This window comes from Pseudomonas sp. CDFA 610 (genome assembly GCF_021147865.1).
Classification (GTDB): Bacteria; Pseudomonadota; Gammaproteobacteria; order Pseudomonadales; family Pseudomonadaceae; genus Aquipseudomonas; species Aquipseudomonas alliivorans.
The window spans coordinates 652,141-676,804 of the sequence record NZ_JAGTPM010000001.1 but is presented as its reverse complement, the minus strand read 5'-3'; the positions used below and the strand labels follow the sequence as shown (position 1 = coordinate 676,804).

General features: G+C 60.9%; 17 protein-coding genes (1 of these 17 cut by a window edge). 1 reads left to right on the top strand and 16 read right to left on the bottom strand.

The features are described 5' to 3' along the window. Nucleotides 1-6: 6 nt before the first annotated feature. The 13 genes from KDX39_RS02920 to KDX39_RS02860 form a co-directional block, all read right to left on the bottom strand. Complete coding sequence (locus KDX39_RS02920; RefSeq protein ID WP_231659312.1) at nt 7-1,038, bottom strand: FecCD family ABC transporter permease; 1,032 nt, start codon at nt 1,036-1,038, stop codon at nt 7-9. Continuing rightward, nucleotides 1,031-2,020: a FecCD family ABC transporter permease gene (locus KDX39_RS02915; protein ID WP_099230660.1), complete on the bottom strand. Its 990-nt coding sequence runs from the start codon at nt 2,018-2,020 to the stop codon at nt 1,031-1,033. The genes KDX39_RS02920 and KDX39_RS02915 overlap by 8 nt, the downstream gene beginning before the upstream one ends. Next, complete coding sequence (locus KDX39_RS02910; RefSeq protein WP_231659311.1) at nt 2,017-2,937, bottom strand: ABC transporter substrate-binding protein; 921 nt, start codon at nt 2,935-2,937, stop codon at nt 2,017-2,019. Before KDX39_RS02910 ends, KDX39_RS02915 begins: the two co-directional genes overlap by 4 nt. Continuing rightward, nucleotides 2,927-4,795, bottom strand: coding sequence for an IucA/IucC family protein (locus KDX39_RS02905; RefSeq protein ID WP_231659310.1), 1,869 nt, complete (start codon nt 4,793-4,795; stop codon nt 2,927-2,929). The genes KDX39_RS02910 and KDX39_RS02905 overlap by 11 nt, the downstream gene beginning before the upstream one ends. Nucleotides 4,796-4,799: 4 nt before the next feature. Then, complete coding sequence (locus tag KDX39_RS02900) at nt 4,800-5,573, bottom strand: HpcH/HpaI aldolase family protein (RefSeq protein WP_231659309.1); 774 nt, start codon at nt 5,571-5,573, stop codon at nt 4,800-4,802. Beyond that, nucleotides 5,573-7,450: an IucA/IucC family protein gene (locus KDX39_RS02895; protein ID WP_231659308.1), complete on the bottom strand. Its 1,878-nt coding sequence runs from the start codon at nt 7,448-7,450 to the stop codon at nt 5,573-5,575. The genes KDX39_RS02900 and KDX39_RS02895 overlap by 1 nt, the downstream gene beginning before the upstream one ends. Before the next feature lie 17 nt (nt 7,451-7,467). Then, nucleotides 7,468-8,910, bottom strand: a complete 1,443-nt coding sequence (locus KDX39_RS02890) for a DHA2 family efflux MFS transporter permease subunit (RefSeq protein WP_231659307.1) — start codon at nt 8,908-8,910, stop codon at nt 7,468-7,470. Continuing rightward, nucleotides 8,907-10,124 (bottom strand): type III PLP-dependent enzyme, encoded by a 1,218-nt coding sequence (locus KDX39_RS02885; protein ID WP_231659306.1) that lies wholly within the window; start codon nt 10,122-10,124, stop codon nt 8,907-8,909. The genes KDX39_RS02890 and KDX39_RS02885 overlap by 4 nt, the downstream gene beginning before the upstream one ends. After that, complete coding sequence (locus tag KDX39_RS02880) at nt 10,117-11,925, bottom strand: IucA/IucC family protein (RefSeq protein WP_231659305.1); 1,809 nt, start codon at nt 11,923-11,925, stop codon at nt 10,117-10,119. Before KDX39_RS02880 ends, KDX39_RS02885 begins: the two co-directional genes overlap by 8 nt. 202 nt (nt 11,926-12,127) lie before the next feature. Continuing rightward, nucleotides 12,128-13,510 carry a diaminobutyrate--2-oxoglutarate transaminase gene (locus KDX39_RS02875; RefSeq protein ID WP_231659304.1) on the bottom strand — a complete coding sequence of 461 codons (1,383 nt, stop codon included), beginning with the start codon at nt 13,508-13,510 and terminating at the stop codon, nt 12,128-12,130. Between the two features lie 343 nt (nt 13,511-13,853). Beyond that, a complete protein-coding gene (locus KDX39_RS02870) occupies nt 13,854-16,256 on the bottom strand; it encodes a TonB-dependent receptor (protein WP_231659303.1) in 2,403 nt (800 codons plus the stop codon). Between the two features lie 71 nt (nt 16,257-16,327). Further along, nucleotides 16,328-17,290: a FecR domain-containing protein gene (locus tag KDX39_RS02865; RefSeq protein WP_269439787.1), complete on the bottom strand. Its 963-nt coding sequence runs from the start codon at nt 17,288-17,290 to the stop codon at nt 16,328-16,330. Continuing rightward, nucleotides 17,290-17,799 carry a sigma-70 family RNA polymerase sigma factor gene (locus tag KDX39_RS02860; RefSeq protein ID WP_099230640.1) on the bottom strand — a complete coding sequence of 170 codons (510 nt, stop codon included), beginning with the start codon at nt 17,797-17,799 and terminating at the stop codon, nt 17,290-17,292. Before KDX39_RS02860 ends, KDX39_RS02865 begins: the two co-directional genes overlap by 1 nt. A 523-nt stretch (nt 17,800-18,322) precedes the next feature. Here KDX39_RS02860 and KDX39_RS02855 point away from each other — a divergent pair. Next, nucleotides 18,323-19,033, top strand: a complete 711-nt coding sequence (locus KDX39_RS02855) for a helix-turn-helix transcriptional regulator (RefSeq protein WP_231659301.1) — start codon at nt 18,323-18,325, stop codon at nt 19,031-19,033. Here KDX39_RS02855 and KDX39_RS02850 read toward each other — a convergent pair. From KDX39_RS02850 to KDX39_RS02840, 3 genes are all read right to left on the bottom strand, one after another. Then, entirely contained in the window at nt 19,008-21,017 is a 2,010-nt protein-coding gene (locus tag KDX39_RS02850) for a MacB family efflux pump subunit (RefSeq protein WP_231659300.1), read from the bottom strand. The genes KDX39_RS02855 and KDX39_RS02850 overlap by 26 nt on opposite strands. Before the next feature lies 1 nt (nt 21,018). After that, the gene (gene macA, locus KDX39_RS02845) at nt 21,019-22,170 is read right to left on the bottom strand and encodes a macrolide transporter subunit MacA (RefSeq protein WP_210069767.1); all 1,152 of its coding nucleotides are present in this window, start codon (nt 22,168-22,170) and stop codon (nt 21,019-21,021) included. Nucleotides 22,171-22,288: 118 nt separating this feature from the next. Beyond that, nucleotides 22,289-24,664 carry the 3' end of an amino acid adenylation domain-containing protein gene (locus KDX39_RS02840; protein ID WP_331462069.1) on the bottom strand. 15,366 nt of this gene lie beyond the right edge of the window, so 2,376 of the gene's 17,742 nt are visible here — the last part of the coding sequence; its start codon lies beyond the right edge, outside the window; its stop codon occupies nt 22,289-22,291.

The window sequence follows — 24,664 nt, the reverse complement described above, 5'->3', positions numbered from 1 at the left end:
AATTCCTTAATGCCGCTGGTTGATCAATAGATACAGAAAAAACGGCGTGCCCAGCACCGCGACAAAAATTCCTGCGGGCAGATCCAGCGGCAGGAACAGCGTACGCCCGGCCAGATCGGCCAGCATTACCAGATTGGCGCCCATCAGCGCAGACATCAGCGCCTGACCGGCAAACCCTGGCGGTACCAGACGTTTGGCGATATGCGGCGCAATCAGGCCGACAAAGGCAATCGCCCCGCCCCAGGCCACGGCCAGACCGGCCAGCGCCACGCTGACCAGCAACAGCCCTGCACGCAACCACTGCACACGCACACCGATGCCCTGGGCCAAATCATCATCCAACTGCTGCACCCGCACCTGTCGGGCGAGCAGTACCAGCAACGGCAGGACCACCACCAGCCAGCTTGCCAGCGCCCTTGGTTCGGGCCAACTGGCGCCGTACACGCTACCGGTCAGCCAGACGTAGGCTGACAACGTTGTGGTCAACGGGCTGAACACCAGAATGAAGGTCGTGACGGCGGCCAGCAAGGCCGACACGCCGACGCCGATCAGCACCAGACGCAGCGGTGAAGCGCCCTGATTCCAGGCCAGGAGATAGATGGCCAATGCCGCCAGACCGGCGCCACTGATGGCTGCAAGGGGCAGAAACTGGGCACCCAGCGCTGCCGAGAAGAACGACAGGTAGATCACCGCCGCCGCACTGGCACCACTGGTGATACCCAACAGATCCGGCGAGGCCAACGGGTTGCGGATGATGCTCTGCAGAATCAGGCCGGACACGGCAAGCGCCGCACCGACCAGCGCGGCCAGCGCCAGCCTTGGCATGCGCAGTTGTTCGACGATGAACACCAGACTCTGGTCCGCATGCCCGAACAGCACGTCGAACAGCGTTGCAGGCGAAAGGTTGATCTTGCCCACCGCCAGCGAGCCCGACATGACCAGCAACGTGAAAGCGAGCGCCACCAGCAACCGTGTCAGGCCAGCCAGAGTGAAGCGTCTGGAGAACCCTCGATAGCGGAGCGTCAGGTGCTTATCCATACCGCGCTCCCCGGCGTGCCAGTGCAATGAAGAATGGCGCACCGAACAGGGCCGTCATCACACCGACCGGCACTTCCTGCGGCACGATCACCACCCGTGCCAAGGTGTCGGCGAGCAGCAAAAGCGTCGCACCCAGCACCGCGCAGCCAGGCAGAAGCCAGCGATGGTCGATGGACAACGTCTTGCGCACCATGTGCGGCACCAGCAGGCCGATAAAGCCGATGCTGCCTGCCAGTGCCACGGCGCTCCCCGCCAGAGCAATGATCACGACGCTCATCAGCAGGCGAATCAGCCCGGTGCGCTGACCCAGTGCGGTGGCAATCGCTTCACCGGTATTGAGCACATTGACTTGCCCTGCCAGCAGCAGCGCGGCGATCAGGGCCAGCACCACACAGGCCAGCATCGGCGCAGCGGTGCTCAGGTCGCGTTCCGACAGCGAACCCGCGAGCCAGAACAACACCGTGTCCAGACCGTCCTGATTGACCACCAGCAATGCCTGACTGAACGCGGTGAACAACGCCGTAATAGCCGCTCCCGCCAGAACGATACGCAGCGGATTGAGACTGCCCTGCCCCCGATTGCCGATCACCCAGACCAGACACCCGGCCACCGCCGCGCCGATGAACGCGCACCACAGCCACTGACTCATCGACGTCAGGGTCAGCAACGAGGAACAGGCAATGATCGAGAACGTCGCCCCCGCATTGATGCCGAACAGACCGGGAGACGCCAACGGGTTACGCGTCAGGGCCTGCATCAGGGCACCGGCCACGGCCAGACTTGCGCCCACGGCAATGGCCATCAATGTACGCGTGAAGCGGCTGTCGAGCAGCACATGCTGGCTCGCACTCAGGGCATCCGTCTGCCAGACGCTGTTGAGGATCGCCGCAGGCGAAATCCAGCTGGCGCCTGATGCAAGGCTCAACCCCATGCACATCACAAGCACCACTGCGGCGATGCCCAGTCTCATCCCCTGACTCATGAAGGACGGGTTCCGAGCGCAACCTGTGAGATCTCGTCGAGCATCAGGTTGGCCCCCAGTATCCCGCCGGACAGGCTCCAGGCCACCGCGTCCACGCGCCAGACCTGACCGTCCTGCGGTGCGCGCAACTGTTTCCAGAACGGATGCTGCACAAGCTTTTCGTACGTGTTCTGCGCGGCTTTGCTGTCGCCACGCTGAAAGATAAAGAACAGGTCGGCATCGACCACAGGCAGGCTCTCTTTACTGCTGAGTTTGAGGGAAACGCCCTGTGCTTCGCGGGCGGCAGGTGTCCAGTCGAAGCCCAGCTCGCTGAGCACGGAACCGGCAAAGCTGGCGGGCAGGTAGCTGCGGATATGGTCCTCGCGGACATCGAGCACTGATACGGTGATGGGCCAGCGTCCGGCAAACCTCGCCTTCAGTTGCTCTCGCAGCGTCGCCACACGTTGCTGCCATTGTCCAAGCAGCGCCATGGCCTGCTGCTGGCGATTCAGGGCTGCGCCCATCATCGCCAGGGTGCGTTTGAATTCGAACACCTCTTCCAGCATCACTAGCGGGGCGATCTGTTCGAGCAAGGGCGCAATGCGTTGATGGCGAAAACGCGAGGCCACGATCAGGTCCGGCTTGAGCAGAACGATGTCTTCCAGACTCGGCTGGGTTTCCAGGCCCACGTGAGGCACTGTTGCCAGTGCCGGACGCAGGTAGCGGTACATGGGTTTCTCGCTCCAGGAGTCCACCACGCCACAGGGCATGACGCCCAGCGCCACCGCCGTGTCGGAGGCGCCCTGAAACAGCGTGACCACCCGCAACGGCGCTGCCCGGGCAATGCCGGGCAGCGTCAATCCGGGTAACACCAAGAGCCCCAGCGACAGGCGTAGCAGGCCGCGCCGCGATGGCTGAAAAGGCTCGTCAGACCTCACGTCGCAACCTGTGGAACGGGTTCACCACCTGGCCTTTGCCGAACGGCATGCTGCCAGGTCCGCCTGCTCGCGCAATCATCGGCGTGAGCAGCAGTTTCTGTGGCCAGTTCGGTACTTCGAACAGTTGGTGGCGGAGCATGTCGCGAGCCTCCTCGTCGAATTCAATGGTGGTGATCAGGTTGTCCAGCACGTCGCGCAATACGGCCCACAGCGCGGTGACCGGAATGTCGTAAACCTGTGCAAGGGTATCCATGATTGCCCGGACGTTGACCTGAATACCCAGCGTCTGCAGCCAGAACAGCAAATCTTCAGGGCGCTCATGGTACAGGGTATTGGCATGACCTTTCTTCATGCGATACACCGGATCCTGCATTCCGTTGCGCTCAAGCCACGGCACAAAGATGCGCAGCGAGTCGTGATCACGCAGCAACAGGCCCTGTGCCTGTCCGGCTTTCCACACCAGCACCGCATTCTGACCATGTACTTCGCCCAGCATGCCCAGGCGCAACATGCGCAGGTTAATGTCGAAGAAGCTGTGGCTCAACTCCCGGAACAGCGTCAGGACCGAGGCCTGATTGCGTGGCAGCTCGCGATACGCCATCCATTCATCGAAGAAGTGCCGGTTGCTGCCCGGCAACGGCGTGCCCAGCGCAGCCATCGGCAACAGACGGCATTCGGGATCGTCTAGCAAAGCTGCCGGATAACGGCGCAGCATGGCCGAAAGATGACGGGGGCCTTCGTCGAACAGGCTGGCGCCGTTCGGCATGAAGGCCCACCACTTACGCTCGTCACACAGGTGCAGCGAGCGACTCAGCGTTTCGTCCTTTTCCACCACTTGGCGCAACAACGCCTCGCTCAGATTGCCGTTGATCATCTTCACCGCCGGCAAATAGCGCGATGCACCGAGGGAGTAGATCGCCATCGGCAGCTTCAGGTAATCCGCGCTGTCGAAGCAAGGCGTCATCGAGCGTAATGACGATGTGGCAAAGACTGACGCTTCCTGGAAATCCAGGCGCAGGCAGTCGCCCTTGGCCAGCGCGTCCCCCACTTGCGCCTCAAGGACGTGCTCGAACTGCCAGGGATGAACCGGTAGCGCGACGTGACTGTGGGCAACGCCGCGGGCCTGCATTTCATGGTCAAGCCGGGCCTGCAGGTCAGTGGGCAGCAGGTAGCGGGCCGGGAAAGACGCCTGCAGGTCCGCGACGCCTTCGCCACATTGCAGCAGGGTCTTGTCCACCGCCACCCAGTTCAACGCCACCGGTTTGGCGAACTCGGCCTGATAGGCGCGGTACTGCTGCTCGTCCAGGCCCTGCTTGGCTTTGGCCAGCGGGTGGTAAGGGCGGTCACGTAACGAGGCCCACTGCTCCATGGTGCGGAAGAACGTGTGGCCGTCCTGAGCCATCAGGTTCTGGTCATCCACGTTGTGATCCAGCGACAGTGCAGTCTGCCAGACACTGATACGCAGCACGTCGAGGAACAGCGACAGGCCTTTTTCGTTGTCTGCAAAACGCGTCGCCATGCCCGCGAACACCCACTTCATGAAGTCTTCGGGCGACAACTGTGTCCAGCGCTCGCCCTGACGGCCCAGCACCGGCGTGTCGGGCACCTTCTCCCATTGCTGGGTGATGCCGGGGCGCAGCGCGATGCTTATGAAGCGTTGCTCGGCGGCATCGCAGTTCCAGTCCCAGACTTGCTGCCCGGCACTTTGCCCGGCCAGCGCCGACGCCTGCGGATGGCGCATTTGCCATTGGGCGGTGTCCTGCAGTGCCAGGTTTTCCTGGCCGAAGAAGTCTTCGGCCAACAGGCAGTCGACCAGGTCCTGCATCACCAGGTCTGCAGCGTGTGAAGTGAAATTCATCGGATCAGTTTCCTTCTACAGAATGTTGGGTCAGGCGGGCCTGAAGTGCACGAAAGGCAATGCCGCGCTCATCCCCCAGAACAAAGGCGTTGACCCCGCGAGCCTGCCAGCGAGCAGCGTCGCCCGGCTGGCGGGGAATGGTGCAATAGGCAACGTCTGCGGCTTTCGCCGCCTGCCAGGTGTCGAGCAGCGCCTGCTGCACGACCGGGGTATCGATCTGCCAAGGCATGCCGAGCGACTGGGACAGATCCGCCGCGCCTTCGAGAATCATGTCCAGGCCCGGCACCGCAGCGATGTCGGCTGCGCGGCGCACGCCTTCGGCGCTCTCGATCATCGCCACCAGCATGATTTGCCGGTTGGCCGCTTCGACGTACTGCGCCAGGCTGTGCTTGCCGAATGAACCCGGACGCCCGGCATTGAGGCTGCGATGGCCCAGCGGGTGGTACTTGCAGGCCGCAATCGCGTCCGCTAGCTGTTCCGGGCTTTCGATCATAGGCAACACGATGCCCTGTGCACCGCCATCAAGCAGCCGCAGCAGGATTTTCGGGTTGAGATCGGCGACCCGCACCAGCGGTGTGAGGTCGTAGCTTTCGGCCACGCGGATCATGTTCTCCACGGTTTCCGGGTTGATCAGCACGTGCTCCATGTCGATGATCACGAAGTCGAAACCGGCCTCGGCGATCAGCTCTATGGAAGCAGGCGCCGGGATCGAGCTGATCAGTCCGTATACCGGCTGGCCGTTGTCGAGTTTCTGCTTGAGCGTGTTGGTCCTCAGCATCATTGCGGCCTGTAGGCATGCAGAGGGTTGGGCACGGACCTGAAGCGACGTTCGCCGTCACCCAGCAGGCGCCGCTTGGTGAGCTCCTCCACTTCGTAGGTCGGTGCAAACACATCGAACAGCCCGAAACGGTCACGGTGCTGCGGATGGGCCTTTTGATACGCGAGGATCACGTCAGCCGTCATCTGCCAGAACAGCGCTTCATCCAGTTGGTACTGCTGGCGCAGGAAAATCGCCATTTCCGCGAGGCAGATGAAGAAGAAACAGTCACAGGAAAAATCGCGCACGGCGTTGACATCGTCGGTAATGATGAACGAGTTGCGGTTGAGTTTCGCGTGGCTGGCAGGCAGCGGCACCAGCTCGGGGCACAGCTCGGGACGCCCCAGATGCGCAGGCGAATAGCGCACGCCATCATGGAAATCCTTGAGTGCAATCCGCTGCGGCCAGCCGTCTTTGGTGATCAGTACGATGTTCTGGCCGTGGGATTCCATGCCGATGCCTTCGGCGTAAAGCATGTGAATGATCGGCGGCACGGTGACCTGCAACAACTGCCGGGTCCAGTTTTCCAGGCCGTACTGACGTACCCACGCATCAATGAAAGGCGACGGTGTTCCATCACCGTAACGATTTTCCACATGACTCAGCCCGTTGAACGGCACGGCCTGCTCATCATTCCTGAGGTACTGATGCAGGCTTTCGCGCCAGATTGCACCCAGCGTGCCGTAGGTCTGGGTCGAACGCGACTCCGGCAGATGACGATAGTCGAAGCTGACTCCGGCCACTTCGCCGAGAATGACGAACCCCAGTTCGCGAGCGGTGCTGTCAGTACTGATCAGGTGCTGCAGCCAGTCGGCAATGATCGGCCCGTTCAACACCGTATGCCGCGCCAGAATGCGCGTGCTGGACGTGTTGGTCATGCTCATCGCCAGTTTGACGTATGGCTTCTTCGGATCGCTGGCGTTGGCCAAGGTGCGTATCGACTGCTGGGCCTTGTATTGATCACTGGAGGTGCCGAGATAGATCAGCTCGCCGCCGGCCAGCTCGGGGAAGAAGGTCGACACTGTCACGTTGTCCCACTGCCATGGATGCACCGGCATGAGCTGATAGTCATCCATGGCCTTGCCCTGCGCTGCCAGCGTTTGGGCAAACGCCTGCCAGCGTTGCGTGCCAAGTTCGCTGCGAATGAACTGTTGAAGGTCCATCGCACGAACGTGACCGACAGAGGCACTGGTTTTAGCAACGGCAATCCAGACCACTTCAATCGGCGTGGCGAACTCCGGTCCATATCTGACGTTGTCGGCCAGTGAAAAGCCGATGCGCGACTTGTAGCACGGGTGGTAGCTGTGGGCGTCCATGAAATGCTGCTCCAGGGCGTCGACATCCAGCTGGTGAGCGGGCTTCGCTGGCTTATAGTCCTGATTGCGGGCTTGCAGGTCCTTGAGCTGAGTCTGCTCGATTTCCTGAATGAAGCGCGCCAGATGCGGGCTGTCCTTGAATGGGGCGAGCAACTCGGTGAGGGCCTGATGCAGGTCCGGTACGCTGCGTTTGCCGTCCTTGTCGACGCGTTCGAGACTGGCGTGATCAAGCCTGATCAACTCGAAACTGCTGCTGAGCAGGCCGCTGCAGCGGTACTCGACAGGTGCCTGAGCCGAATCTGTCGCTGGCACCACAAACAGATGCCGATGCTCATCCAGCGATACACAGGTGTAAGGCAGAGCGGCCTCGTAAAGCAGCGTCTGCAGCAACTGACCGATCACGCGGCGCTGCACTTTTGCATAACGTCCAGCGTCGATGTTCGCCAGCCAGTCGCCGGTTGCCGGGGCTTTTACGGAATGTTGATCACGCGGCAAAGGGTTCAACGGTAGAGGGGTTGCCATGTTCATACCTCACGGAATTATCGGGTTTCGACGGCGCCAGGCTGTGCCTCGGCGCGCTCATCGTTAACGGGCTTTTCATTCATGGGCTTTTCATTGACGGGGAAGCGCCAGGCGCAGGGCAAGGCCAGGAGGATCAGCAATCCGGTGGCAATGAAGACTTCGCTGATGGCCGATGGCGTGGCGGTCGGTCCTGCCGAGCTCAGGCGGAACTCGAGCCACAGCGATGCGATGACAATTCCCAGCGACGCCACCAGACGCCGTGAGATGTTGTTCATCGCCGCACCCTGCGTGACCATCGGTTCAGGCAACGCGTTGAGACCGGCGGTGGTAATCGGCATGTAGGACAGGCCCAGACCTGCGCCGCGGACCATCATTAAAACGAACACCATGCCTATGGCCGCATCGGATTCGAGCAGACCCAGTGCCAGCGTCGAAAGACCGGTCAGCAACAGGCCGATGGCGACCACCTTGCGCGGACCATGACGGTCCAGTGCCTTGCCGCCCCACTGTCCGAACAGACTGGCGAAAGCCGCCGTGCAGAGCAGCGACAGACCGGTCCAGATCGGGTTGTAACCCATCACGGTCTGCACCAGCAGCGGCAGCAGAACCAGGCACTCGAACATGCCGACCGATTGCACCACGGCGACGATCACACTCAGTCGATAGCCGCGCAGGTTGAACAACCGCAGGTTCAGCAACGGATCCTTGCGGCGCAGCTCCACGCGCACGAACGCGATCAGACAGGTCACCGCCACCAGAACCATGCCCTGATTGAGAGGGTCCAGCAGCGCCTCGGCGTGGTGCATGCGACTGATGGCCACCATCAGCAGGCCGATCCCCGACGCGATCAGCAAGTAGCCGACCAGATCGAAAGGCTTGCGCTCGGGCGGCTCGGACGCGGGGAGGACACCGATGCCCAACACCAATGCCAGCAGGCCGATGGGCACATTCATCAGAAACAACGACCGCCAGCTGAACCACTCCAGCAACAGGCTGCCGCATAGCGGACCCAATGCCGGAGCGAGCATCACGGCGGCACTCCAGAGCCCGGTTACCCTGCCCCGCTCATGCTTTTCATAGACGGCGAAGATGATGGCCAGCGACAACGGAATCATCAGCCCGCTGGCCACGCCCTGCACCACGCGCGCGGCGATCACCAACGCAATGGAGTTGGCCAGCGCCCCCAGCAGTGATCCGCCGATGAACAGCGCAACACCCCACAGGTACAGGCGCTTGCGCCCGACCCGTTGGCTGAGAAAGCTGGTCAGCGGCATGGTCATGCCCATACTGGTCATGAACGCGGCGACGATCCAGGTGGCCATCAGCGGACCGATCCGGAACGCTTCCATGAACGTGGGCAGCGCCGGGTTGAGCGAGCTGTTGCTCAGGCTCACGGTCAGCGTGCCCAGCAATACGTTGATCACCACCCAACTGCGCGGGACGTTGAGGCCGGATTTCACCGAACGTCCTCCCGGATCCGTTCACCGTTGCGCACGAAGTGCTGCGCCGGACGCGGGTGGCAGAGAAAATCCACATGGGAAATGTTGAAGCCATAGGCACCGGCCAGCGGCAGCACCAGCAAGTCGCCGATCGCCACCCCCTTGAACGGGTGCCTGCGACTCAATACATCCTTGGGCGTGCACAGCTGACCGACCACCGTGCAGGCCCTTTCCTCGGATTCGGCAGTCTGTGGCACGTTCGGCAGATGGATGACCGGGTGATCGTGACTCTGGGCCACCGGCAGCCGGAACTGGTGGGTCCCGCCGCGGCAGACCAGGAAATGCTCGCCGTGACTGGTCTTGATATCCAGTACTTCGATTGCGTAGTAGCCACAATAAGCGCTCATGAAACGGCCTGGCTCGAAACGCAGGATCGGCGCATCGGCCTCTTCGCCCAGGCGCTTTTCCAGGTAACGGCAAAAGCGCTGCCAATCGAAACGCTGACCGCTGAGGTAATCGACGCCAATGCCGCCGCCCACGTTGAAATGCGTGACATGCTCCGGGTTGCGGGTCAGGGCTTTCCACTGCGGCCAGCGCTGCAGGTAAAGATCAATCAGTTGTTCGTGACGCTCGACCGACTGCTGGTGCGACATGGCATGGACATGAAAGCCCTTGAGCGAAAGGTGACTGGCGCTGTCGACGCGCTGCACGGCTTCAGCGAGGTCCGCTTCGTCGATGCCAAATGGCGTGGCGGTTCCGGCCATGGCCAGTCTGCTCGACTGAGTGGGCGGCAACTGCGGATTGATGCGGATGAACACCGGCTGGACACGTCCGACTTCGCTCGCCAGTCGTTGCAGACGTTCGATTTCGTTAAGGCTCTCCACATGGAACGCCTCGACCTTGTTGAGCAGCGCGCTGCGCAGATCCGAGTCCAGCTTGCCGGGACCTGAGAACACATAGGGTTTGCGCACAGCGCACGCCATCACCCGCTCGATCTCACCTCCCGAGGAAATCTCGAAGCCGCTGACCAGAGGGGCCAGCGTGGCCAGTACCGGCGCTTCGCTGTTGGCCTTGATCGCGTAGTACAGTTCAACGCCAGCGGGCAGCGCTGCCATGACCTCGCTCACATGCTGCTCAAGGGCGTCCAGATCGTAAATGAAAGCAGCCAGCGGATCCGACTCCAGCGAGCGCGCCTCGTTTATGGCGGCACGCACCGTGTCAGGCAACTTATGCATAACGCACCTCATCCTGCTCAGCGTAGCGCCCTTCTTCGGCCCATGGTGATGCCAGGCGCACGTAATTGGCCTCACGATCGGCCTTGGCCGCCAGACGCACTTTCAGGTTGGTCTTGCAGGCAATCGAATGGCCTGCGATCAGTGCATCCAGTTCTGGCGCCGGACGTATCAGTTCCTTGCGGATGCTACGTAGCTGTTGCTCGACCTGCTGCCACATCAGCGGCGCAAGGTGCGGCCGCTCCCAGCTCAGGGCCAGCACGGCTTCGGACAGGTTGTTGATCAGCAGGCAATAGGTGATGCGGCTCCAGCCCTGCTCTCGGGTGTAGGTCAGTGACTGCCGAATGCGTGGGTGCAAACCGACTTCGATGGACTTGATACCCAGTTCGTCGGTGAGTTTGACGCCTTCGAAGTCGCGCAACAGCAACTGTCGAGGCTGGCCGTTATCGTGAATCAGCACGGCGTTCTGCAAATGCGGTTCCATCACCACGCCATGGTTGAAGAACAGCGCCATGACCGGACGCAGCAGCAAGGCCTGATACTGGTCGAACCAGGCCAGCAGGTCCTCATCATCGAGTTTCGAGCCTTTGAAGTTTTGCAGGAAGTCGTGCACCAGCGGACGTGAGCGCAGATCGCGGGCGAACAGCGTGCCCGCCATCACACTGCGGTCGGCACCGGAATGGCGGCAGAAGTTTTCGCGCAGAATTGCGCCGGTCTGCTCGCGAAACCAGTGGGCATCGGTTTCGCTGGCACCTTTGGGCGCCCAGCTCATGGAACCGGGTTCAGCCACCGTGGACAGCCCGCCAAGGGTTTCCGGTCTGGTTTGCTGCAGGCGCTGGAACAGCTCGTCGATGATCAGCGTGCTTTCCAGCTCGTACCAGGCGTTTTTCCTGACACAGTTGGTGATGCGCACGTTCAGCGAACCCTTGATGAAATAGTCGTGCCCTTCGATGTACCAGGTGCGCATCGAAGCCGTCGGACTGGCCAGCGGTCCGCTGGTACCAAGGTCGGTGACTTCACCCAGTTCGAGCAGACGCTGCACACGACGATCCTGCATGAACAGCTCGGCCTGCACCGGATGCATGCAGATCAGCGCGTGGCCGGGCCGGGCTTTTGCCTGGTCGACAAAACCGGCCATCACTTGTGCTTCGCTCAGACCATTGGAACTGATCCGAAGCCCCTCCATCGGCACTTCGAACAGGTGAAGCGCGGTTTTTGCCTGAAACTCCGGCGCGTAGGTTTCCTGTGCCAGATGTTCGGGCCACAGGCGCGCCTTGGGTGCAGGGTGATTGGGATGCCCGAACCAGAGGCCCTGCTCGCTGGCCAGGTATCCGCTCAACGGCTCCGGGTGCTCGCCGGTCATGTTATGGGCGACGATGGCAGCCGTCAGGTGCTGGCTTTGCATGACCTGAACCAGCAGTTCGTCGTTGCTGGCGCGGGTCATGTACTCACAGGCGCTCAGCAACTGCTGGACGAATTCAGGAAAAGCCGGGCATTGCCAACTGCCTTGTCCACGCCGTGCATAGACGTCGGACAGATAGCGGTGGCTGCCCAGGCCGTCGCGGCGATCTACCAGCACGAAGAATTGTTGCTTATTGGGCAGGCTGATGGTCAGCGGGATGCCTTTCCAGTGGCCGCCATCGACAAAGCAGCCAGGCGCGATGCCCTGCATGCCCTGGGGCCAGGTGTAGTGAAGGCAGTGTTCCGGCAGTGCAAATTCCTTTATCAGGCAATTGAGTAACGCGCGGGTCGTCGCCAGCTCGCTCACCATAGTTGATAAAACGGTGCGATCGGTATTAGTCATGTCTGCTCCACAGTCGCTTTACGCTTACTGTCTAAGTGACATCGCAACAAGTGTCAGATAATCATCTGCTGCGAAAACAACTCAAGCATTTGCCCGGCTTATCATTCGGGACGATAAACCCTTCAGCAAACACACTACGTTTGTTCGGCCCAAACTTCTGAATGGCGGCCGACAGGTTTGAATGAAAATGAACGCGGTGACGTTAGTGTGTGCGCAATTGAATTAATGCGGCCTTGAGTGCCTCTTCGAATCGCTGAACAACCAACTGGCACTGTTCGTCTGTAATGATCAGCGGCGGTAACAGGCGGATGACGTTACCGTTGCGGCCACCGCGTTCCAGCAACAGACCCTGTTTGAAACAGTGCTGCTGAATAACCAGCGCAAGTTCGGCGTCGGTCGGAAAGCTGCCGAGGCGATCTGCAGGTTTGCGCTCGTCGACGATCTCGATGCCAAGCATCAGACCGCGTCCACGTACCTGCCCCATGGCCGGGTAATGTTGTTGCAAAAGCGTCAGTTGATCCTTGAGCCATTGTCCGCGTCTGGCGGCCTGACCGGCCAGGTTCTGGCGCTGCAGCACTTCCAGTGTCGCGAGACCGGTGGCCATTGCCATCTGGTTGCCGCGGAAGGTGCCCGAGTGGTTGCCCGGCGCCCACGCGTCGAACTCACGCCGGATGCCCAGCACGGCGAGCGGCAGGCCGCCACCGACCGCCTTGGACATGACGATGATGTCCGGTTCGATCCCGGCATGCTCGAACGCGAACATCTTGCCGGTACGGCCAAAACCGGCCTGCACTTCGTCAAGAATCAGCAGGATGCCGTGTTTACGGGTCACTTCGCGTATCTGCCGCAACCAGCTGTCCGGGGCAGGGTTGACGCCGCCCTCGCCCTGCACGGCTTCCAGAATCACCGCAGCGGGAAGCGATACGCCACTTTCGACGTCTTCGATGAACTGGGTGAAGTAGTAACTCAGCGCCTCGGTACCGGCTTCGCCGCCCAGACCCAGAGGGCAGCGGTATTCGTGCGGGTAAGGCAGAAATTGCACGCCTGGCATCAGACTGGCGACCGCATCTTTCGGCCCGGTATTGCCGGTCAGCGCCAGAGCACCGTGGGTCATGCCGTGGTAGGCACCGGAGAAGCTGATGATATTGCTGCGGCCCGTTGCGGTTTTCGCCAGCTTGATCGACGCTTCCACCGCATCGGCGCCGGACGGGCCGCAGAACTGCAGGCAATAGTTGCGGCCCTGCCCTGGCAGCAGACTCAGCAGCGCTTCACTGAAGGCATCCTTGACCGGCGTGGTCAGGTCCAGCGTGTGCATCGGCATTCCCGACGTCAGGAAGCTGTCGAGGCTGGCCATGATCGCCTCATGGTTGTGCCCCAATGCCAGCGTTCCGGCTCCGGCCAGACAATCCAGGTACGTCGTGCCTTCGACATCCGTTACCCACAGGCCATGCGCCTTGGCAATCGCCAGTGGCAACTTGCGCGGATAACTTCGTACGTTGGATTCAAATCTCGCCTGACGGGCCAGATAGTTGGCATTGGTTTTATGCGAAGAGGTAGTAGAGTTCAATAAGCCATCATTCAACATGGGGTAACCCTCGCTAAGTTCGGGATGCAAACTATTCTCATTTCCAGAAAACTGCAAGTCTGTTACTGGAATTAATTCTGGATTTTATAAGGCACTGGATACGCGCCGACTTAATTGAGCGCGCACAGTAGTACGCCAATAGAAAACTGGATATTCAAGGCAACGCTGAGCGCACAAATCAGTGTGCGTGACTGGTTACTTTTTTAAAGGCCGCACGTTGGCTGCGTTATAAGCAGGGTATTTATTCAGCCGACACTTTGCATGGCGCTCTCTCTATCAGAGTCGTTCCGCATTGAGTGATGAAGCGCAGGTGCCCGTCCCTGGGCAGCGCATGAATGATTGATCAGAAGCCCACAGTGGCCGAGATCAGGTAGGTTCGGGGTGTCGCGAGCGTCAGGCCCGGCTCGCTGTCATCCGAGGCGCCGGCAGAGCTCCAGTAGCGCTTGTCCATGACATTCTCGACGTTGGCCCGCAGCGTGACGGTCTTCTGATCGATCTTGAAGGCGTAGCGTGCGCCGACGTCGAAACGCTCGGACGAATCGATGTCCTTGGTATTGGCCTGATCCAGATACTGAGAGCTGGTATAGATGCCCCGCCCGGTCAGCGTCAGGCCCTGCACGGTCGGCACGTCCCACTCGGCACCGACATTGACGTTGTATTCGGGCGTGGCAGGCGCACGGTTGCCGTCGAAGGTGCCACCCGTGGTGTTTTTCAGCTCACTGTCGATGTACATCACACCGCCCAGCAGGCGGAAGCCCTTGAGCGGCTCGCCGAACATGGTCAGCTCTACGCCACTGTTCTCACGCTTGCCGTTCGGCCCGAACACGCGGGAGGCGGCATTGGTTTCGTAGGCTGGCTGCTTGATGCGGAACACGCTGCCGGTGAAAGCGAACGATCCCAGGTCATATTTGGCACCCACCTCGACCTGACGGCTGATGAAGGGCGGGAAGATCTCGTCTTCGTTGATCGAGGTCGACGGTGCGATCTTGCCCTGGCTCAGGCCTTCCATGTAGTTGGCATACACCGACAGCTCATCGGTCACCTTGTACAGAATGCCGCCGGAGGGCGAGACCTTTTCCTCATCGTAAGCCGTGTCGCCCTTGACGTTGTTGGTCCAGTCATCGACCTTGACCCGCTGCCAGCGTGCGCCCAGGGTCAGCAGCAGACGATCATCGAAAAAGCCCAGCGTGTCGGACAGCGCCAGACCGCTGAAGCGGTTTTCGGTGTAGACCTTGTCATCCCTGCGCGTCGGGTTGGCTGGAGTCGGTGTGTCTACCGGGTTGAACAGGTTGCTTGGAGACGCCGCGTAGCGGGCGCCACCGTTTTCGAAGTCCATGTAGAAGTAGCTGGCCGCCAGGTTCACTTCATGGCTGACCGGACCGGTCTTGAACCAGTTGCGCACACCGGCCGTTGCCGTGCGCACGTTTTCGTCGCGAGTGAAATCGCGTGGCGGCACGCTGAAGTCGCCTGCATTGTTAGTGATCGAGACCGCATGGCGCAGGAAATCATGGTCGCTTTTGCGCGCACCCACGCCGCCGTACAGCATCACGGAATCGTTGACATCGTATTCGGCATTGACCATGCCGAACGTGTCCTCGGTGCGTGCCTTGCTCCAGGATTGCGCGTAGTTGTCACGCACATCGTTGGCGTTGGGCACCTTGGCGTTCGGGCCGATCTGTACGCGCTCCTGGGGTGCATCGGTGTTGCGCTCGGTGTGCCCGATGTCCGTGGACAGACGCAGGCGCTCGCCACGGAAATCCAGTCCCAGGACCGCCATCTGGCGGTCGACACTCTGGTGGTCCCAGGTGGTGTCGCCGGACTGCTTGACGCCGTTGAAGCGGATACCGAACTTGTCTTCGTCGCCAAAACGGCGGGCGATGTCCACGGCACCGCCGACCTGGCTGTCCGAGGCATAACTGCCGGTGAACTCGGTGATGGGTTTGTCTGTAGCGCGCTTGGGCACCACGTTGATGCCGCCGCCGACACTGCCGCGCGGCGAAATGCCGTTGACCAGTTGGCTCGGGCCTTTGAGGATGTCCACGCGCTCGGCCATTTCCATGTCGATCGTGTAGGTCGGCAGGATGCCGTACAGGCCGTTGTAGGAAACGTCGCTGTTGAAGAGGCTCAAGCCGCGAATGGTGAACTGCTCATAGCGTCCGCCTGCCGGGTTGGTCGCACGTACCGAAGGGTCGCTGGCGATCAGGTCACCCAGCGTGCGGGCCTGCTGGTTCTTCACCGCTTCCTGGGTGTAGGTGGTCATGCTGAACGGCGTGTCCATGAAGTCACGCGCACCGAGCATGCCTTGCGAGCCGCGGCGTGCAACCTGACCGCCCGCGTAGGCTTGGCCGTCAGTCGTGCCGCCGGCACCGAGAATCGAGGTGGGCGCCAGCTCCAGGCTGCCGCTGCTCGGCGCCGGAACCAGCGTATAGGCCTGCTCACCGACTGACACCAGTTGCAGGCCCGAGCCTTGCAGCAGACGCGCGAAGCCTTCCTCGACCGCGAAGTCACCGGACAGCCCTGCGCTGTTGCGTCCGTTCACCAGCGCAGGGTCTACGGAAAGGTTGACCCCGGCCAGTCCCGCAAAACGGGTCAGCGCGGCGCTCAGGCTGCCAGCGGGAACTTCGTAGGCGCGGCGCCCTGAGGTTTCCGCCCAACTGTTAGAGATGAACAGCGGGCTGGAACTGAGGGTCAGCAACAGGCTGAAGTGCAAAAGCGGACGTAAACGATAAGGAGGCACTGCGGACATGTAGGGAAGCTCTCGTAGTTTTTTGTTCACTTACCTGGAATGACCAGTGAGGCGAAAAAAAGGGACAGGCTTCACGCACTATTTTTTGCAGAAAGATTTTTGCGAGGCACCAGCGTCACCCAATAACGGGTACGCATAAGCACATCAACCTGCAGGCTGGCGGCCAGCAGCGAAAGGACACGGTCTGTATCGTCGAGCCGGAAACTGCCTGTGACGCGCAAGGCTTCAAGTCCGGGCTCCCAACGCAACAGCCCTGGCCGGTAACGACCAAGTTCGCGCAGGAAACTGCCCAACGGCTGGTTCTGAGCGGTCAGCACGCCGTCGCGCCAGCCCGGTAACAGGGCGTCGAACGCGCTGATCGGCCCTGCCCCGTGACGCTGAAGACTGATCTGCTGCTGCGCACGCAGATCCAGTTCAGCCCCTTGCCGCGGCTGCAGTCGCACGCTGCCGCTGACAACCGATACCCGGCAATCGTTGGCGTTGAGACGCACGCAGACTTCGCTTCGGCTGACGATGATCCTGCCGTACGGAACCTCAATGGTAAGCGGCGTGTTGCCGGACACCTTGAGCGCCATCTCGCCGCGAACCAGCGTTACCTGCCGGGTATTCAGATCGACGTTCACAGCGCTGTCGGTGTTCAGTTGCAGAACGCTGCCGTCCGCCAACGCAAGACGCTTGTGTTCGCCGATAGAGGTTTGCAGGTCGGCGCGCCAGACATCAATCGGCAATTGCCGGCCCAGCAGCCAGACGGCCGGAACCAGCGTAGCCACTCCAAGCGCTCTTTTGAGGGCTGCGCGCCGTGCCCTGTCGGGACGATCAAGGGTGGCCATCGCAAGGTGAGACGGCAGGCCGAAAAAACGCTGGCGCAGCTGTTGTGCCTTTTGCCAGGCGCGTTCGTGACTGCTGGCACTGTCGCGCCAATGCTGAAGTTTGACGTGGTCCTCGTCGCTCGCACCGCCGGACTCCAGCAGCGCAAGCCATTGCGCCGCTGCGCGTGCGACCTCCCGGTCTTCGCTGGACAGCGACTGACGCATCACCAGTCCACCAGCAGACAATGTTCGTAGGCGTGTGCCATGTAGCGTTTGACGGTGCGCTCGGAGACCTGCAAACGTTCGGCAATTTCGCGATAACCCAGGCCTTCGAGCTGGCTCCACAGAAAGGCCCTGCGCACGACAGCGGACAGTCCGTCGAGCAACTCGTCCAGCGCCTGCAGAGTTTCCAGTAGCAGCCAGCGCTGTTCGGGAGATGGAGCGGCCTCTTCCGGCAACTGTGCCAAGGCTTCAAGATAAGCCTGTTCCAGGCTGCGACGGGTATAGAAGTTGCTCAACAGGCGCTTGCCGACGGTCAGCAGATAAGCACGAGGTTCCTGCATATCGGCGATCTGCTGTGAACTGGACAGCACGCGAAGAAACGTATCCTGGCTAAGGTCCGCAGCATCCCAGGCATTGCCCATGCGCCGTCTCAGCCAGCTTTCCAGCCAGCCATAGTGGTCGCGATACAGGGAATGTAGAGAATGGTCCGTTGACGTCGCTGCTTCGATCATGTCGAGAGGCCTTGCGCTATGGATGTGTCAAATGAGACTCATTCTAATTAGTGTTATATCCAGAGTCCACGCACTTTTTCGATAAGCCTCCCGTCGCAGCTGGGCCGAGAGGCCGTCAAAACCGCGCAACGGCACGGTTTGTAAAGGCTTGCTGGTGATCGAGCCTTGACAGAATGTTGTGACGCTGAGCCTGCCAGGGCACACAGTGCGACGCAACCGAGCCTTTTTTTGGCGCATCCCTGCTTGACCAACAGGGCCCTGTCACACCGATGTGCGACGGTATTGATGTCTGGCAAGCTTCCTTGCGCCTTCAGACGGTCTCGGCATCCCGGCTCTGCGGCCTGTCCGGTCCCTCCAAAAAAAATGAGCCTTCGTTTTTACGGCAGATAATTTCCTTTCGCTCTAAATCGTCATCTTTCGCAGGCACGCTAGTTCAACTAAATAAAAATATTAGTTTATGTGACTGCCAAGTCGTATTAACGTCTTAGAGACGTCAGTAGTTCTGAAATCATGGATGAGCAAGATGACCCCAACGCTACTTCCTCAAATCGGCAGGGCCATAGCCAGCATCGGCAGCGGCCATTTTTCAAGCATGTTTCACGAGTTGATCAACTCACAGTTGACCGTGGATGCGACCCACCTCTACTTGCTGCCCAGGCCTTGGCAAACACCGAAAGCGCCGGTGTCCACGGTGTTCAACGAAACCGTGACATCGCACCGGGCGGCCTCGCGCTTCACTGATTCCATTCAGTTGAATCCGGCCCAGGAATCGCCAAGTTACTGCTGCAAGATCACGGCGTTTCGCGGACGCCCGTCCAGTGATTTCTCGATGACCGAACGACGCCGCCTGGAGGACATCTCTCCGTTGCTGTTTTCGATTCTGGAAAAGCACGTAGACGCCCTGCAACTGGCCAACCTGGATGCCGAATCAAGGAAACCCGAAGGCCTTGAAGACCGTTTCCACGAACGACTGCGTGAAACCGGTCTGGTGCTTTCCGAACGCGAACTGCAAGTCTGCGTGGGACTGCTGACAGGCCAGACCGCCATGGAGCAGGCGGAGCGTCTGGCACTCAAGGTGAGCACGGTGAGCAGTTACCAGCGTCGTGCAGCGGTCAAGCTGGGCATCAGCGGACGTAACTCGCTGATGCGCTGGATGTACGCCTCGCCCAACGATATATCATCGGGCGACCGGGCCCGTACGCCGCTTTTCAGTCCCGCGCCAGCGCTTCGATAGGGTCAAGCCTCGCCGCGTTGCGGGCCGGTACGAAGCCAAACAGCACGCCGATCAGCGTCGAGCAGGCAAACGCGGTGACCACCGAAGCCATCGAGAAGACCATTTCCCACTGTTTGACGAACAGCGTGAACAGGTAACCGATGCCGTAAGACAGACCGATACCGATGACACCACCGATCAGGCAGACCATGACCGCCTCCACCAGAAACTGCTGGCGGATATCCGACTGTCGGGCACCCACAGCCATGCGAATCCCGATCTCCCGAGTTCGCTCGGTAACCGACACCAGCATGATGTTCATCACCCCGATACCGCCCACCACCAGCGAGATCACGGCGATCAACGACAGCAGCAACGTCAGGGAGCGGCTGGTTTTCTGCACCGTCTGCATGACGCTGTCCAGGTTGTTGGTGAAAAAATCCTTGGTGCCGTGACGCTGCAGCATCAGCGCCTTGATTTCCTCTTCCACGACCTTGCTGGGCATGCCGTCCTTGACCCGCACGCTGATGCTGTCCAGATGGCGCTGACCGAGCACGCGTCCGGCGGCGGTTTCGTAGGGCATCCAGATGTTGAGCGTATTGCCTGCAATGAACAGGTTCTTGTGATCACTGGTGACGCCTATCACTGTGCACGGCAGCTTGCCGATCAGGATGACCTTTCCTAATGGATCAACGCCCGGACCGAACAGACGCTGGGCAGTGTTGTGGTCCAGCACCACGACCTGCGCCTGGCGCCGGGCATCCTGATCGTCAAAAGTGATACCGGCTGCCAGTTGAATGTTGCGCACCTGGAAGTAGCGACTGCTGACGCCATTGAGTTGCGCATCGACGTCGATGTTGCGGTAGCGCACCAGCATGCTGCGCCCGACCACCGGGGTGGCGCTGTCGATGTAATACATCTGATTGAGCGCCGTGACGTCTGATGGCAGTAGCGTCTCGATGGACTTGGCCCGACTGTCGCCAAAGTTGCTGCCCGCGTAAATGTCGATGGTGTTGCTGCCAATCGACTGAATGTCCTTGAGCACGTAACGCTTGGCGCCTTCGCCGATGGCCGAGATGGAGACCACCGAGGTGATGCCGATGATGATCCCGAGCATCGTCAGCAGCGTGCGCATGCGGTGTGAAATCAGCGCGATCCAGGCCATGTTGAACGCTTCGCGAAACAGGCCGAAGCTGGCGATCATTCGGCGCCTGGCGGTAGCCGGTTGTTGCAGCGCAGGCTGGGGTTCAGCCACCGGCTGCACACGTGGCGCGGTGCGTGTGTCACTGATGATTTCACCGTCGCTGACTTCGATGACCCGCTCGGCATTGGCCGCGACCTTCGGGTCGTGGGTCACGAGGATGACGGTGTGCCCCATCGCGTGGAGCTCCAGCAGGGTGCGCATGACCTCCTTGCCGCTGGTGGTGTCCAGTGCGCCGGTCGGTTCGTCGGCGAGAATCACCTCGCCGCCGTTCATCAACGCCCGGGCAATACTGACCCGCTGCTGTTGCCCGCCCGACATCTGACTCGGGCGGTGCTCAAGATGCCCGCCCAGCCCGAGGCGCGTCAGCAGTTCTTGGGCACGCTGATGACGCCCGGCCTGGGAGGTGCCCGCGTAAACCGCCGGAATTTCCGTGTTACGCACGGCATCCAGATGCGGCAGCAGGTGGTAACGCTGGAAAATGAAGCCGAAGTGATCGCGCCGCAAGGCGGCCAGCGCATCGTCATCCAGGTCGCGGGTCTGCTGACCCGCGACTCGATAGATGCCGCTGCTGGCGTTATCGAGGCAACCGAGAATGTTCATCAGCGTGGACTTGCCCGAGCCGGAGGCACCGATGATTGCTACCAGTTCACCGGCGTGAATCGCCAGATTGATCTGCTTGAGGACCGTGACCTCGCGGTCTCCGGCCATGAAGCTGCGACTCACGTTCTCCAGTTGCAGCAAAGGTTGCTGCGATGCAATCGAGGCTTCGTGCAGGTCGGCGACTTCTACCTTCTGGTTCATGTCAGGCCCCTGCCACAACCGCTGTCGGGTCACCTATGACCACCTGATCACCTTCGACCAGCCCGTCCTTGATCTCTGCCTGCACGTTGTTGTTGATGCCGACCTGAACCTTGCGCTCCTGAGCGAAGCCCTTTGCATCCACCACCCGCACAAAGGAAGAGCCCTCGCTGGTCCGCGACCCCAGCGCGGCTACAGGCACGGTAATCGCGTTGCGCGCCGTGCCCAGAACGATGCGCACCTGAGCAGTCATGGCGATGCGCAGGCGTTGATCCTGATTGGGCACCTCGAACAACGCGTTGTAGAACACTGCCGAATTCTGCCGGGAAGCCGAGCTGCCGCTTTCGGTTTCCAGGTAATCCTGCGGCGCGGGCTCGGTACCGCGCAGTTTGGCGTAGTAGCGTTTGTCCTCACCCAGGATCGTGAAATAGACCTCCTGCCCCGGCGTGATATGGATGACGTCCGCTTCCGACACCTGAGCCTTGATGGTCATGGTGTCCAGATCGGCAAGTTTCAGCAGCACCGGCGCCAGTTGCTGAGCGATGACGGTCTGGCCCTCCTGCGTAACGATACCGACCACATCACCATCGATAGGCGCAATGATGCGTGTATAGCCCAGGTTGACCTTGGCGGTGTCGATCTGCACCTGAGCACTTTTGATTTCAGCGTCCAGCGCGCGCACGTTGGCCTGCTGCATCTCGTAATCGGACTCGGCGCTTTCGAAGTCCTGACGGGATACCGACTGATCGGTCTGTAATTCCTTGTAGCGGTCATAGAGGCGCTTGGCCTGTTTCATCTGAGCCTGCGCCGAGGCCCGCTGGGCCTTGAGTTTTTCCTCGTCCACCTCGGCCTGGCGCAACGTGTTGCGCAGCACCAGCGGATCGATCTCGGCCAGCCACTGGCCTTTCTTGACCTTGTCGCCCAGCTTGACCTTGAGCGACTTCAATTGCCCCGACACCTGAGCGCCGACATCCACCTGCTTGATGCCTTCCAGTACGCCCGTGGCGAGTACGGCGTTTTCGATGTCACCACGCTCGGCCTTTGCGGTGATATACGCGGGCGGTTTGGCCGGTGCCTCGACGGCATACAGCACAACGCCCGCTACCACTACCAGCGCAGTGATCAATCCCGTCTTGCGTAATTTCGACTTGTTCATAGAGGCCTGCTGATCCTTGAAGATCGTGCCCGCTCAACGGGCGACGACTGATTTACCGTTTTCCATGCGCAGCCCCGGAGCAGGCCAGATGCCTGCCACCGGGGTTTCATTCAGGGGTTCATGAGAGCGGTTCCCGGACACTGACGGGCTGCCTGTCGTACCACCATGCCGCCAGGCTGTAGACGTCGGGCGTCTTGAGGATGCTGAAATGATCGCCCGGACCGTTCCACAGCGTCAGTTGCGGCAATACCTGTTGCCAGCCCTGAGTCATGTCGTTCTGCTCGACACGATTGGCCGCTGCATCCAGAGCGGGATCGGTCAGCAGCACCAGACTCGCTGGCCCTGCATAGCCGATTTCCGGCCGGTACAGGGTGCGCAAGGCGCTGGAGAATGTGCGCACGATCCCGTTCAGCGCCTGAGGCGCAATCCGCGAGGACAGCAGACCGACGCGCACCATGGCTTCGCGAAGCTGCAGTGATTGAACCGCGTGGTCAGCGTCGGCAAAGGTCTGCGTATCAAGCTCGAGGTTCTTGCCGCTGGACAATTGCAGTGCATTGATCAGCCGCTGCACTGCCGCCGTGGCGGTGTACGGCTTGCTGCAGGTCGTCGTGTTGCCGGGCGCTTCGCTGTCGATCAGGGTCAGCGAAAGCACTTCGCGCCCCTGTGCCTGCAGCCTGCCTGCCATGGCATGCGCCACCCAGCCGCCAAACGAATGACCCACCAGATGCAACGGGCCGTGCGGGTACAGACCCTCGATTTCCCGCACATAGCTTATGGCGGCCGCTTCGACGCGGCTGTGAGGCACGTAACGGCCTTCCAGTCCGCGCGCCTGGAAGCCATAGATCGGCCAGTCAGGCCCCAGCGCTTCGGCCAGACCGATCAGGCTGGTGACACTGTCACCCGCGCCAGGCACGCAAAACAGTGGCGCCTGGGCATTCTGTCCGCTCTGTATGGCCAGCAACGATTTGTAGACCTGAGACGGCTGCACAGCAGCGGCCTGAGCGGCCAGTGCCTTGCCGAGCGCCTGCCCCAGCACCTGAACATGAGGTGCCTGCATCATGCTCATATGATCACCCGGCACGCTGACGCAATGCAGTTGCCCGGCAGGCACAACCTCGGCCCATCCGTGGCTGGAATCCTGCCCGCTGGCTGCATCGCCCGGTGCATTCTGTAACTGTTCGGCGCGGAACAGATGCACCGGCAGGTTCACGGGTTCGAGCCGGTAGTGAGCCAGCGCATGACCGTGGGCCAGCTCGCGCTCCAGGTAATGACGCAGTTGCAGATCGCTTGCCTGTGCCAGGTCCGGATACAGCAATTGTTCATCCCGGCACAGTTGCAACAGCGATTCGAATGCCGGCATGTCGGCCTGTTCCTGCAGAGTCACCAGGCGCATCAGCGGGGTGATGCCCGCCTTGCCCTGCGCCTGCCAGTACGCTGCGCAATGCGCCAGCAACTCACGCTCAAGCAGGTTTGGCCCCTCCCACCGCGCCTTGCCCTGATCGGTCAGGCGCGGCACATAGCTGTCCAGCAGACCGATGAAGGAAACCGTTTCATCCATGCCCAGCAGTTGCGTGGCCACTTCATAAGCCAATACACCGCCGAACGACCAGCCCGCCAGACGATAAGGCCCGTGCGGTTGCACACTGCAAATTCGCTCAATCAACCCTGCTGCCAGCCCTTCCAGCGTATTGAGTTGCGGTTGTCCCAGGCCAATACCGGGCAGACCGTAAATCGGGAAATCGCCTTCAAGATGCTGGCCCAGCACCGGGAAGTAGGCGTCCAGACCGGTGAAATCATGGATCAGGAACAGCGGCGCGCTATTGCTGCCCTCTCGCACCGTGATCACCTCGGGCATTTCAGCGATGCCGTCAGGTCGTTGCTCGAGCAACCCGGCCAGTGCTGCGACGCTTGGGTGCTGGAACAGCTCGGCCAGACTCAGCGACAGGCCGGATTTCTGGATCAGGCTGACCAGACGAATTGCCAGCAACGAATGACCGCCCAGCTCGAAGAAGCTGTCGTGACGGCCGATCCGCTCGACCTCCAGCACCTGGGCCCATAGCTCGGCCAGGCGCTGTTCCATCGGTGTCTCGGGTGCCTGATAGACGGCTGTTGCAAGCGCATCCAGACTCGGCACCGGCAGTGCCTTGCGGTCCACCTTGCCGTTCTGGGTCAGCGGCAGTGCATCCAGCGCTACATAAGCGGCAGGCACCATGTACTCAGGCAGAAGGCCCGTAAGATGCGAACGCAACGTGCTTGCGTCGAGCGGCGCAGCAAGGCAGGTGTAATAAGCCACCAGGCGCAATCCGCCCTCTTCCAGCTGCCGCGCCACCACTACGGCTTCGCCAATGCCCGGATACGATGCCAGTTGCTGCTCGATCTCGCCCAGTTCGATACGTACCCCACGAATCTTCACTTGGTCGTCATTGCGCCCCAGATACTCCAGCGTGCCATCGGCCAGCCAGCGAACCAGGTCGCCGGAGCGATACATCCGCGC

Coding starts and splice junctions, on each gene's coding strand:
- KDX39_RS02920 (WP_231659312.1), bottom strand. CDS start 1,038: ATGGATAAGCACCTGACGCTCCGCTATCGAGGGTTCTCCAGACGCTTC.
- KDX39_RS02915 (WP_099230660.1), bottom strand. CDS start 2,020: ATGAGTCAGGGGATGAGACTGGGCATCGCCGCAGTGGTGCTTGTGATG.
- KDX39_RS02905 (WP_231659310.1), bottom strand. CDS start 4,795: ATGAATTTCACTTCACACGCTGCAGACCTGGTGATGCAGGACCTGGTC.
- KDX39_RS02900 (WP_231659309.1), bottom strand. CDS start 5,573: ATGCTGAGGACCAACACGCTCAAGCAGAAACTCGACAACGGCCAGCCG.
- KDX39_RS02895 (WP_231659308.1), bottom strand. CDS start 7,450: ATGGCAACCCCTCTACCGTTGAACCCTTTGCCGCGTGATCAACATTCC.
- KDX39_RS02885 (WP_231659306.1), bottom strand. CDS start 10,124: ATGCATAAGTTGCCTGACACGGTGCGTGCCGCCATAAACGAGGCGCGC.
- KDX39_RS02880 (WP_231659305.1), bottom strand. CDS start 11,925: ATGACTAATACCGATCGCACCGTTTTATCAACTATGGTGAGCGAGCTG.
- KDX39_RS02875 (WP_231659304.1), bottom strand. CDS start 13,510: ATGTTGAATGATGGCTTATTGAACTCTACTACCTCTTCGCATAAAACC.
- KDX39_RS02870 (WP_231659303.1), bottom strand. CDS start 16,256: ATGTCCGCAGTGCCTCCTTATCGTTTACGTCCGCTTTTGCACTTCAGC.
- KDX39_RS02865 (WP_269439787.1), bottom strand. CDS start 17,290: ATGCGTCAGTCGCTGTCCAGCGAAGACCGGGAGGTCGCACGCGCAGCG.
- KDX39_RS02860 (WP_099230640.1), bottom strand. CDS start 17,799: ATGATCGAAGCAGCGACGTCAACGGACCATTCTCTACATTCCCTGTAT.
- KDX39_RS02855 (WP_231659301.1), top strand. CDS start 18,323: ATGACCCCAACGCTACTTCCTCAAATCGGCAGGGCCATAGCCAGCATC.
- KDX39_RS02850 (WP_231659300.1), bottom strand. CDS start 21,017: ATGAACCAGAAGGTAGAAGTCGCCGACCTGCACGAAGCCTCGATTGCA.
- macA (WP_210069767.1), bottom strand. CDS start 22,170: ATGAACAAGTCGAAATTACGCAAGACGGGATTGATCACTGCGCTGGTA.